Below are 358 nucleotides of genomic sequence, written 5' to 3'. Positions count from 1 at the left end.
CGGGCAATGACAGCATCACCACCGGGTTCGGCAACGACACCCTCATCGGCGGAGACGGGGACGACACCCTGGCTGCGGGCGAGGGCGTGGACAGCATCGATGCCGGTGCCGGTGATGACCGCATCAACATCAGCGACGGCGGCGGCGATACCGTTCACGGCGGCACCGGTCGGGATCGCCTGATCGTGCGTCTCGACATCAACACACCCAATACGGCCGACGAAGACTTCACATTCGATCCGCGGTCGACCGAGACCGTCACGCTCAATGACGGCCTGCAATTTGATGGCATCGAAGAGCTTATCTATTACGGCGGGACGGGCGCTGACCGCGTCGAGGTCGTCCTCTATGACGAGGA

General features: G+C 63.1%; 1 protein-coding gene. It reads left to right on the top strand.

What is annotated here, in order from left to right:
* Window positions 1-358: calcium-binding protein (locus tag J1C49_RS21605; protein ID WP_370639454.1), on the top strand; the 358-nt coding region annotated here is incomplete at both ends.

The organism is Cognatishimia sp. F0-27, from assembly GCF_020667845.1.
In the GTDB taxonomy this organism is placed as follows: domain Bacteria; phylum Pseudomonadota; class Alphaproteobacteria; order Rhodobacterales; family Rhodobacteraceae; genus JAFMPQ01.
Note: the sequence above shows the minus strand (reverse complement) of the source record. Positions and strands in the feature narration are given on the sequence as shown.